This is a genomic window from Bacillus sp. RIT 809 (genome assembly GCF_016892495.1).
In the GTDB taxonomy this organism is placed as follows: Bacteria; Bacillota; Bacilli; order Bacillales; family Bacillaceae_G; genus Bacillus_A; species Bacillus_A cereus_U.
In genome coordinates, this window is the sequence record NZ_JAFEMR010000024.1 from 1 (window position 1) to 11,877 (window position 11,877).

An 11,877-nucleotide genomic window follows, 5' to 3' on the forward strand; every position below is an offset into this window, starting at 1 on the left:
AACTTCGGACTGGGGTTATGTTCTTATTGAGTAAAAAGACTAACCTGCCTATTAACAAGAAAAACCGTCCCAAAAGGTATTTTGGGACGGTTTTTTTATTCACTATTATTATTCATATATAAAATTGTTTCTTTTAATCCTTCATAATATGGAGTTTTAGGTAGAATACCTATATGCTCCTCATATTTTTCCCCACTTAACATAACTGGTTTTTCTGTCAAATATAACATTTCGACATATTCTTTCATCTGCTTATCAAATAAACCAATGAACTTGATCATACCCCTTTTTACAGTCATTACTCGTTTTGTATATCCCGTTAGTTCACGTATATGTTGAATCATTTCTTCTCCTGTAATAACACCACAACCTGGTATATTCCAATGTTGCCCATAAGCCTCATCACGTAACGCTAATTCTACCATGGCTTTCGCACCATCTGGCGTAAAAATATACTCACGCGCAATCCGCTTATCTCCAACAAAGCTAGATATTTTATTCGCAAGTACGCCATTTAAAGTATGCTGAACGAGTGTACTTTCTGCTTTCGGGCCGTAAAAATCCGGAAAATGAGCAATAAACATTTGGACACCACTCCGCACTGCCATCATTTCAAGTTGTAATCGAATTTTCCCCTTCTTCGTATGAGGTTTCTTTTCAGCATCTTCTTTAACGAGCCCTTGATTTTGCATACCATATGCATAAATATTATCAACGATCCCTAACTTAATATTATTCTCTTTTGTTACTTCCAATATGTTTCTTAATAGTTTAGGTTGCTTCTCTTCCCAATCCGAATAGGGGATATTTATAGCATGGAATATAGCATCTACGTCTTTCGCATTATCCATTATATCCGCTTTTACAAATACATCTCCTGCTACTATTTGTATCCGTTCTTCTCCTTGAAATAAATTCTCCAGCTTCCTCTTATTTCTTGCAAAAGCAATCACATCAATTCCTCTATTACATAACTCCTTTGTAATCGCATATCCCATTGCTCCAGACGCTCCCAGTACTAACGCTTTTCTCATCCTAATTCCCCTCCAATTAATTAACCGATGTTCAATTAATAGCAAAAAGAAAATCACTTACATTAGAAGCGATTTTGAAATAAACTCTACATGTGCTTGAGCGAACCCCTTTAATTCTTCAAATGTTTGCCCACTTCCGCAATAATGCGCTACAAACCCATGTAATGATAAAAAGACAGACCATATCATCATTGTATCTATTCTTTTATTACATAAAGAAAAAACAACCTTTGCAAATTTTTCATAACTAACATTCGGGCCGTCTGCTAGACATTCCTTTAACTCATCATCTTTAATTAAAAACATAATTTCATAATGACTTTGATTTTTCAAACCAAACTCTATAAAACCAAATAAAACCGCTTTTAACTGATCTTCTTGAGATAAGTGTCTTTTACTAATCTCATCTAACTTTTTATTTAGCAATTGAAAGTCTTGTTCTACCATTGCATAAAAAAGTTCAGCTTTATTTTTAAAATGATAATAAATTGAACCATGGCTATAACCTAGTTCCGTCGCAATTTTACGCATTGAAGTGTGTTGATATCCTTGCTGTACAAATAAATCTCTGGCTGCATTCATAATCATTTCTCTTGTTAACTCTTGTTTGACTGCTCTTCTTGGCGACATTTTTTATACCTCACGATTTAATTAACCACTGTTCAATTATTATTATATATTTTTCCCAAAATAATGCAACTTCTTTTTTTCAAAAATATACATTTTTGAAATGATAGCATTATATCAAAGAATTTAGTATCATGATTCAAGACACTATTTAGAAATGAACGGAGGACATTATGAGCTTATTAACTGTTGAAAAATTAGGTCATACATTTGGTGATCGCACATTATTTAAAGACGTATCCATGCGCTTACTCGCAGGAGAGCATGTTGGATTAGTTGGAGCAAACGGTGTTGGTAAATCAACATTTATGAATATAATTACTGGTCAGCTTATTCACGATGAAGGTCGTGTAGAATGGACACCTGGTACAAATTATGGTTACTTAGATCAACATACAATTTTAACACCTGGTCGCACAATTCGTGATGTATTAGCAGATGCGTTTTTACCTTTATTTGAAAAAGAAAAAGCTTTAAATGAAGTTACAGAAAAAATGGGAACTGCTACAACAGAAGAGTTAGAGGAACTTCTTGAGCAAATGGCAGAAATACAAGATGCTCTTGAAGCAGGTGGTTTCTATTTATTAGATATGAAAATTGAGGAAGCAGCGCGTGGTCTTGGAATTGACGCAATTGGTTTAGATCGTGATGTTGCGTCATTAAGTGGTGGACAACGTACAAAAGTATTACTTGCAAAGTTACTACTTGAGCAACCAGAAGTATTACTATTAGATGAGCCTACCAACTATTTAGACGTTGAACATATTTATTGGTTAACGACTTATTTAAAAGAATATCCACACGCATTCCTATTAATTTCCCATGATACGGAATTTATGAATAAATGTGTTGATGTTATTTTCCATCTAGAATTCACAAAGATGACGCGTTATACAGCGACATATGAAAAATTCCTAGAGCTAGCAGAGATCAATAAAAACCAACATATCAACGCTTATGAAAAGCAACGCGAGTTTATTAAAAAACAAGAAGATTTCATTTCCAAAAATAAGGCTCGTTACTCAACGACAGGCCGTGCAAAAAGTCGTCAAAAACAACTTGATCGTATGGAACGTATTGATCGTCCTGAAACAGCTATTAAACCTGAATTCTCATTTAAAGAAAGTCGTGCAAGTAGCCGATTCGTCTTTGAAGGAGAAAATGTAGAAATTGGATATACACATCCTTTATTACCAAAATTAACAATGACAATTGAACGTGGTGAAAAAATTGCAATTGTTGGATGTAATGGCGTAGGTAAGTCAACACTATTAAAAACGATTCTAGGTAAAATCAAACCATTAAGCGGAAAAACAAGTCTTGGTGATTTCTTAAACCCATCATACTTCGAACAAGAAGTGAAAGCTGATAATATAACACCGATTGATGATGTTTGGAATACATTCCCTAGCTTAGACCAGCATCAAATACGTGCAATGTTAGCGAAATGTGGTTTAAAAAATGAACATATCTCTCGTCCGCTGAACCAATTAAGCGGTGGCGAACAGGCAAAAGTTCGTTTATGTAAGCTAATGGGCGAAGAAAGTAACTGGTTACTCTTTGATGAGCCAACAAATCACCTTGATGTTACAGCAAAAGAAGAACTACAAAAAGCAATGAAGGCATATAAAGGAACTATTCTTCTTGTATGTCACGAACCAGAATTTTATGAAGGTTGGATAACAAAAACTTGGGATGTAGAAAAATGGGCCCAAGAAAATTCTTAATTACCTAAAAGCATCCCTTTACATCATCGTAATAACATGTAAAGGGATTTAACTTTATAATTGTCATAAAAATTAATAAGGAGTTTTTAAGCATAATGCAAAGTACATTTTTCTTGAAACTTAATACCTTTTTTGTGAAATGTTTATTGATACTATGTCTCATTATTTCTGCAGCGATCACGTTTCAATCAATAGTTGTGACTAGAGAATATACCAATACACGTCTCCTTATAATACTCCCAGTAATTATTATACTAGGCCTTTTACTTTTATTTATCGGCTATATTTCTAATAAATATATGTCGAAAATGGTATTTACTATTTCGCTTATCATTTTAGCTTTTTCGATTCGATTAATTTGGGTTTTCAATGTTCAAACTCCAATCGAATCTGATTTTGCAGTAATGTACAATAGTGCCATTCAAGCTACTAAAGGTGATTTTAGTTTTGCACAAAGTACATATTATACTTCATGGGTTTATCAACTTGGATTTACAATGTACCAAGCTTTTATTATTAAATTATTTGGTGAAGGGCCCTTCCTTCTAAAGTTTTTAAATGTATTGTATTGTACAGGAACGACATTCTTAGTTTACAAACTAACTTCTCATATATTTAACGAATGGTCTGGAAGAATAGCTGGACTACTATATGCATTATATATTCCAAGTATTGTGCTGAGCTCAGTACTAACGAATCAACACCTTGCTGTATTCCTATTTTATCTTGGGTTTTATTTATTAGTTACAAAAGGCCTAAGTCATAAATATATGTGGATTTTTATAGGTCTTTCTCTGTCAGTAGGGGATCTTATGCGTCCACTTGGTGCTATCATTTTGATTGCAATAACTATTTACATCTTTTTACAAGGTATATTAGGACAATCAAAACAAAACATTTTCAATTCCATTAAAAAACTTTGTGGGATTTTCATCGTTTTTTACCTCGTACATTACATTGTAAGCTATGCATTTATATCTGCTGGAATTACACAATACCCTCTATCTAACCGTGATCCTCTCTGGAAATTTACAGTAGGATTTAATCACGAAACAAAGGGTGGTTATTCTGCAGCAGATGCTGGATACATTATGTCCTTTGACATTGGTGAAGAACGAACAGCAGCTGAAAAAAAATTGATTCAAGAGCGAATAGCTGATCCAAAACAAGTTTTATCTTTATTCGGCGATAAGTTCACACTCATGTGGGCAGATTTTGATTCCGCCCCAATGTGGAGTCTACTGTCGCTAGAAAAAACAGACCCTGATATGATTACTTTAAAAGACACCCTTACGAAATACGAAAAGTATATGTATATTACAGCTATGCTATTTTGTACGTTGGCGCTTCTTTATCTCATCGTAACTAAGCAAAACAACACACATTACACACTATTTTTATTATTAATCATTGGTTACATAACTGTTCATTTCTTAATCGAATACCAAACGAGATATCGGTACTTCATTATTCCTAGCTTTACAATGATTCAAGGATATGGATTGTATTTATGTTATCGTCTTATTTCGAAAAGAAAGGTTTCAAAAGGATAAAGCTACAATTCCAAAGGTTCGCATGCTGCCCCGCAATTATTGGACACCATCTAAAATTGCGGGGCAGTTTTTTGATACTTATGTTTATTAACGTTAAATGCCTTATTCTAAAACAGCAAGAATTCATCAACAATAAAAAGCCACACGCATAGAGCGATGATTGGAACTGCTGCAATTGGTCGTACCATATTCATTAATGCAAATAGTGCCGCTAATAAAATCGAATACACCACTAATTTTTTTATATTTATATTGTGAATCTTCTCATGAACAATAATCATAATCGTCCAAATTAATAACAATATTGTGGCTCTGAAATTGCAAACATGTTATAAATCGTCTGAGAAGGCAATACTATCCACAAAATACTTGCTGTTATTGCTGTTTTAACTCCACAAATTTTTCTAGATATAACATATATCAATCCCATTGATATTGTAGTTAAAACAACATTTACAATAGGTGCTACCATATGACTAGCTCCAAATATTTTTAAGAAAATACTTAAAAATGAGGCATAACCAAAAATATTTGGAAATAACACGATATATCTATTATTAATAACAAATTCTTCCCTTAATGCTTCTGCAGTATAATAAAAAGTAGCATAATCAACCAGTGGCTCAATTCGGTACATAAGAACCCATGTTAATTTAACTACTAAGCAAATAATGACTAATACAAAAAAGCATTTTTTCTCATTTAATTTTTCTAGATATGATGAACATTTTCTAAGGATATAGGCCCCAATTGTACATAAAAGCACAACCCCTGTTAATATCATTGCATAATTGTATTTTTGGGTATCTGAAAAATAATTAATATTGAGGAAAAAACACCGTATATCATGTATACAGCACGTGTAGAAAGAGTCGATAACCCTTTTAAAAATAATTCCAATATAATCTACTCCTTTAAACATTGATACAAAGATATAGTTATACAATATAACAATTACATACTTAGTCAGTTAAACAGAAAAATCAAAAAATAATCATTTTTACTTCCATTATAACCCATATACGTGCTCGAGTAACCTTCAATAGTTCCATACAAACTGTACATTAAGCGTATTAAGACTGCTGTATACATACACCGGGCCAATCATCATCTATACTTTTAAAAATATAAGTACCTGTATAGCGGATTTTTCTAAGTAAAATATCAAATAAATTTAAAATCCCGTAAAATTAAAGCAAATCAATTTTATTAACGTTTCAGTATAAACTATGTTATAATTAGTGTTTGTTATGTATGAATAACTTTTCTACATTTCCTATTTTATTTATATATTTTATAAAGATGAGGATACTATTATGGAGAAACTCTTAAAGTTTGGTTTAGTAGGAATCTTTAATACACTCATTACAATTATTAGCTTCATGATATTAGTAAAACTTGGAATGAATTATCTCGTTGCGAATACCATTTCATATTTACTTGGTGTTGCTAATAGCTACTACTGGAATAAAAATTGGGTGTTTAAATCTAGCAATAAAAGCACGTCAGTGTTTTTCAAATTTCTAACTGTAAATTTAATTGTATTAGCTTTTAATACATTAAGTTTGTTTATATTAGTAGATAAACTTGCTTTCAATACATTTATTGCACAGATCTTTGCAATTGGCGTCGGAATGATTATGAACTTTTTCCTTAATAAAATTTGGACATTTAATGAAACCGAAAGCCCTACTAATTAAAAAATTGAAGCAATTTATTAAAACTACGGAGGATACAAAATGGAAAAATTAATTTCGATTGTAGTTCCTATGTACTTCGAGGAAGAAGTAGCACAGGAATGTTATAATCGTTTAAAGTCCGTTATGCTGCAAAATAATATTAATTATGAATTGGTCTTTGTAAACGATGGTAGTACAGATCGTACAATGGAAATCCTATCAGAAATATCTGCAAATGATTATCGTACAAAAGTTGTTAATTTTGCACGCAACTTCGGACATCAAATAGCTGTTACTGCTGGTATTGCTGCTGCAAAAGGTGACGCTATTGTAATTATAGATGCAGACTTACAAGATCCACCAGAAGTTATTCCTGAACTTATTGCCAAATGGGAAGAAGGATATGAAGTTGTTTATGCAAAACGTAAACAACGTAAAGGTGAAACTTGGTTTAAACTGTTAACTGCTAAATATTTCTATAAATTCTTAAACTATATGTCTGATATCGATATTCCAAAAGATACAGGTGATTTCCGAATCATCGATCGCAAAGTTGCTGATGTTTTTAATCAAATGACGGAACGAAATCGCTTTATTCGCGGCATGATGTCTTGGGTTGGCTTCCGCCAAACGTATGTTGAATATGAACGTGATGAGCGCTTTGCTGGTGAAACAAAATATCCATTAAAGAAAATGATTAAGTTTGCATCCGATGGAATCATTGCATTTTCGACAAAACCGTTACGAATCGTTATGTCTTTAGGCTTATTATCAGTTCTCATTTCCATAATTGTCTTACTGTATACAATTACTGTGAAAATCATCGGAAATGATACTCAAACAGGTTGGGCATCTATTATGGTCGCAATTACATTCTTTAGCGGCATTCAATTACTTGGCCTTGGAATTGTAGGTCAGTATATTGCTCGTATTTATGACGAAAGTAAAAACCGTCCGATTTATATCGTGAAAGAAACAATTAACATTGAAAACGAAGCGACTGCACAGAAAAAAGAAAAAGTGCACGTATAAAAAAAAGGTAACAATGAAAAACATCATTGTTACCTTTTTATATTGTAATATCCCATAAGTCGCAAGCGGAATTCTTTTAAATTTGGATATGCCTCTAAATTAGACAGCATCCCTTGAATAACTGGAATCCTTGGATTTGGTAATCTCATTTCTGCCTCCAAAACATCTAGCGTAACAAGCAATTCATCATCTTCTAATTGATCCGCTAATGTACGCTTAAACACAATAATTTCTTTTAAAAAATGTTCTTTAACTTGTTCCTTAATAAGCTCTGATTTACAAAAAAACTCTCCAAGCCTTTCTTCATGTAAAACGGGTTCTTCCAAAGATTCTATGAGTCCATCTACTAGATGATCTACCCTTTTTAAAATAAACGTCGATACATAGGACAAATCAATTTCTGGTGTTTGTAAAATAATTAGTTCTAAATATCCACGACATATCCCTTCCACCATAATTACTAAATCCAATAAATACGGCATAACCTTGTCACCATAAATAGACAACAAACTATTTCGATAAAATGCGTGAGACTCTAATTTCATCCGTATCATAAATTCTTCCACTTCTTTATTAAAAGGAATAGCATTTTCTCTCGCATGCATAATAATAAATTCCTTATGCTTCTGTATATCAGTAAACTGACAATGCAATTGTTTTGCAAATTTTTCACGTGGTAATAACGATTCTTTTTCAATATCCATCATTTTATGTTGAATCTTATCATAATAATATCGAAGTGTTGCTAATAACAGCTCATCTTTCGATTTAAAATATAAGTAAAAAGCCCCTTTTGATATACCGCAGGCTGTGACGATTTCTTGTACTGATGTCGCATTCACACCCTTGGTCGCAAATAACTTCATAGCCATCTCTATAATTAAGCGCTCTTTTTCTTTCATATCTTCTCTCCTAAATTTAATCTCGCATCTTATACTACATACATCTCGCTACTTGTGGCAGTAAAATTCCACTTAATTAAAGTTTCACTTTATTATACCATCTCTTTTCATTGACGACTGACCAATCAGTCAGTTATATTATGTATTAGACTGACCGATTGGTCAATACAATAAAAAGGGAGCGCAAACATGAACAAAATCATCAATTTCGCGTTAAAAAATAAGTTCGCGGTTTGGTTACTAACCATTATTGTTACCATTGCAGGCATTTATTCTGGGATGAATATGAAGTTAGAAACAATCCCTGATATTACAACGCCTATTGTAACAGTAACTACGGTTTATCCTGGTGCTACACCAGAAGAAGTAGCTGATAAAATTTCAAAACCAATGGAAGAGCAACTCCAAAATTTAAGTGGTGTAAACGTTGTTAGTTCATCATCTTATCAAAACGCATCTTCTATTCAGGTAGAATATGATTTTGATAAAAATATGGAAAAAGCCGAAACGGAAATTAAAGAATCGCTCGCAAACGTGAAACTGCCCGAAGGTGTGAAAGACCCGAAAGTCTCACGAGTAAACTTTAATGCCTTTCCTGTTATTTCATTAAGCGTAGCAAGTAAAAATGAATCTTTAGCTGCCTTAACAGAAAATGTAGAAAAAAATGTTGTTCCTGGATTAAAAGGACTTGATGGTGTCGCATCTGTTCAAATCGCAGGTCAACAAGTAGACGAAGTACAGCTTGTCTTCAAAAAAGATAAGATGAAAGAATTAGGTTTAAGTGAAGATACCGTAAAAAATATGATTAAAGGTTCGGACGTATCGTTACCACTTGGCTTATATACATTTAAAGATACGGAAAAATCAGTTGTTGTAGATGGTAACATTACAACAATTAAAGCATTAAAAGAATTAAAAATTCCAGCTATCCCTTCATCACCGAATGGTCAAGGTAATCAAAATGCTGGTGCTGGAACACAAGCACCACAGATGAATCCGGCCGCTATGAATGGCATACCAACGGTTACATTAGAAGAGATTGCTGATATTAAAGAAGTTGGAAAAGCAGAATCCATTTCTCGAACGAATGGAAAAGAAGCAATCGGTATTCAAATTGTGAAGGCTGCTGATGCGAATACAGTTGATGTTGTAAATGCAGTTAAAGATAAAGTAAAAGACCTTGAGAAAAAATATAAAGACTTAGAGATTATTTCAACATTCGATCAAGGTGCGCCTATTGAAAAATCAGTCGAAACAATGCTTAGCAAAGCTATTTTCGGTGCTATCTTTGCGATTGTTATTATTATGTTGTTCCTGCGAAACATTCGAACAACACTAATCTCTGTCGTTTCTATACCACTTTCTTTATTAATTGCAGTTTTAGTAATAAAACAAATGGATATTACCCTTAACATTATGACACTTGGAGCAATGACAGTTGCTATTGGACGCGTTGTTGATGACTCAATTGTTGTTATTGAAAATATTTACCGACGTATGTCTTTATCAGAAGAGAAATTACGTGGGAAAGATTTAATTCGTGAAGCTACGAAAGAAATGTTTATCCCGATTATGTCTTCTACAATTGTAACAATCGCTGTATTCTTACCTCTTGGGCTTGTAAAGGGCATGATTGGTGAAATGTTCTTACCATTTGCTTTAACAATTGTTTTTGCCCTACTTGCTTCCTTACTTGTGGCAGTTACAATTGTGCCGATGCTAGCACATTCCTTATTTAAGAAGGAAAGCATGAGAGAAAAAGAAGTACATCATGAGGAAAAACCAAGCAAATTAGCAAACGGCTATAAACGTATACTTGAATGGGCGTTAAACCATAAAATTATTACATCAAGTATCACAGTCCTCCTATTAGTAGGCAGCCTTGCACTTGTACCAATCATCGGTGTCAGCTTCTTACCATCTGAAGAAGAAAAAATGATTATCGCAACGTACAAACCTGAGCCAGGTCAAACGTTAGACGACGTTGAAAAAATTGCAACGAAAGCTGAAAAGCATTTCCAAGATAAAAAAGACGTCAAAACGATTCAATTCTCATTAGGCGGCGAAAACCCAATGAGCCCTGGTCAAACAAATCAAGCGATGTTCTTCGTTCAATATGATAACGATACGAAAAACTTTGAAAAAGAGAAAGAACAAGTCGTTAAAGATTTACAAAAGATGTCTGGAAAAGGTGAATGGAAAAACCAAGATTTCGGAGCAGGTGGCGGTAGTAACGAAATTAAGCTATACGTTTATGGAGATAGCTCTGAAGAAATTAAGCCTGTCGTGAAAGACATTCAAAATATCATGAAGAAAAATAAAGATTTAAAAGACATAGACTCTAGTGTTGCAAAAACATATGCAGAATATACTTTAGTCGCTGATCAAGAAAAGTTAAGTAAAATGGGGCTAACTGCTGCTCAAATTGGAATGGGACTTTCTAATCAACATGACCGCCCTGTTCTTACAACAATTAAAAAAGATAATAAAGATATAAATGTATATGTAGAAACTGAAAAACAAAACTATGAAACGATCGATGACTTAACAAATCGTAAAATTACAACACCACTTGGTAATGAAGTTGCTGTTAAAGATGTTATGACTGTAAAAGAAGGTGAAACTTCTAACACAGTAACACATCGTGATGGCCGTGTTTATGCGGAAGTTAGTGCAAAACTAACATCTGATGACGTTTCAAAAGCATCTGCCGCTGTTCAAAAAGAAGTAGATAAAATGGATCTTCCTTCTGGTATAGATGTTTCTATGGGTGGTGTTACACAAGATATTCAAGAATCATTCAAACAACTTGGCTTAGCGATGTTAGCTGCGATTGCCATTGTATACTTCGTTCTTGTTGTTACATTTGGCGGTGCCCTTGCACCATTCGCAATTTTATTCTCGCTACCATTCACAATCATTGGTGCACTCGTTGCCTTATTAATCTCTGGCGAAACGTTAAGCGTATCTGCGATGATTGGGGCTCTTATGCTAATTGGTATCGTTGTAACGAACGCAATCGTGCTCATTGACCGTGTTATTCATAAAGAAAATGACGGCCTATCAACACGTGAAGCATTATTAGAAGCTGGTACAACACGCCTGCGTCCTATTTTAATGACTGCAATTGCAACAATCGGGGCTCTTATCCCGCTTGCATTAGGATTTGAAGGTAGCGGCTTAATTTCTAAAGGACTTGGCGTAACAGTAATTGGTGGATTAACAAGTTCAACGTTATTAACACTTCTTATTGTTCCAATCGTTTATGAAGCATTAAGCAAATTTAAAAAGAAAAAAGTAAAATAAAAAAATAACCTCGCTAA

8 protein-coding genes and 1 pseudogene are annotated in these 11,877 nt (G+C 33.5%); 5 read left to right on the forward strand and 4 right to left on the reverse strand.

Features of this window, described 5'->3' with window-relative positions; all coding sequences use genetic code 11:
* Positions 1 to 95: 95 nt before the first annotated feature.
* Positions 96 to 1,034: an SDR family NAD(P)-dependent oxidoreductase gene (locus JTF23_RS21770; RefSeq protein ID WP_204209682.1), complete on the reverse strand. Its 939-nt coding sequence runs from the start codon at positions 1,032 to 1,034 to the stop codon at positions 96 to 98.
* 57 nt (positions 1,035 to 1,091) lie between these two features.
* Positions 1,092 to 1,664, reverse strand: coding sequence for a TetR/AcrR family transcriptional regulator (locus JTF23_RS21775; protein ID WP_002159702.1), 573 nt, complete (start codon positions 1,662 to 1,664; stop codon positions 1,092 to 1,094).
* A 170-nt stretch (positions 1,665 to 1,834) separates the two neighbouring features.
* On the opposite strand from JTF23_RS21775, the gene abc-f reads away from it, so the two are divergent.
* Positions 1,835 to 3,388 carry a ribosomal protection-like ABC-F family protein gene (gene abc-f / locus JTF23_RS21780; RefSeq protein WP_204209683.1) on the forward strand — a complete coding sequence of 518 codons (1,554 nt, stop codon included), beginning with the start codon at positions 1,835 to 1,837 and terminating at the stop codon, positions 3,386 to 3,388.
* A gap of 95 nt (positions 3,389 to 3,483) precedes the next feature.
* Positions 3,484 to 4,941 carry a glycosyltransferase family 39 protein gene (locus JTF23_RS21785; protein WP_204209684.1) on the forward strand — a complete coding sequence of 486 codons (1,458 nt, stop codon included), beginning with the start codon at positions 3,484 to 3,486 and terminating at the stop codon, positions 4,939 to 4,941.
* Between the two features lie 125 nt (positions 4,942 to 5,066).
* Here the strand turns inward: JTF23_RS21785 and JTF23_RS21790 are convergent.
* A pseudogene (locus tag JTF23_RS21790) lies at positions 5,067 to 5,841 on the reverse strand (glycosyltransferase family 39 protein); the annotation flags it as partial.
* Positions 5,842 to 6,257: 416 nt separating this feature from the next.
* Between JTF23_RS21790 and JTF23_RS21795 the strand changes: the two are divergent.
* A complete protein-coding gene (locus JTF23_RS21795; RefSeq protein ID WP_078174625.1) occupies positions 6,258 to 6,641 on the forward strand; it encodes a GtrA family protein in 384 nt (127 codons plus the stop codon).
* Between the two features lie 39 nt (positions 6,642 to 6,680).
* Positions 6,681 to 7,652 (forward strand): glycosyltransferase family 2 protein, encoded by a 972-nt coding sequence (locus JTF23_RS21800; protein WP_204209685.1) that lies wholly within the window; start codon positions 6,681 to 6,683, stop codon positions 7,650 to 7,652.
* 29 nt (positions 7,653 to 7,681) lie between these two features.
* On the opposite strand, the gene JTF23_RS21805 is transcribed toward JTF23_RS21800, so the two are convergent.
* Positions 7,682 to 8,554 carry a TetR/AcrR family transcriptional regulator gene (locus JTF23_RS21805; protein ID WP_204209686.1) on the reverse strand — a complete coding sequence of 291 codons (873 nt, stop codon included), beginning with the start codon at positions 8,552 to 8,554 and terminating at the stop codon, positions 7,682 to 7,684.
* 189 nt (positions 8,555 to 8,743) lie between these two features.
* Here JTF23_RS21805 and JTF23_RS21810 point away from each other — a divergent pair, with 189 nt between their 5' ends.
* A complete protein-coding gene (locus JTF23_RS21810) occupies positions 8,744 to 11,860 on the forward strand; it encodes an efflux RND transporter permease subunit (protein WP_204209687.1) in 3,117 nt (1,038 codons plus the stop codon).
* Positions 11,861 to 11,877: the final 17 nt, after the last annotated feature.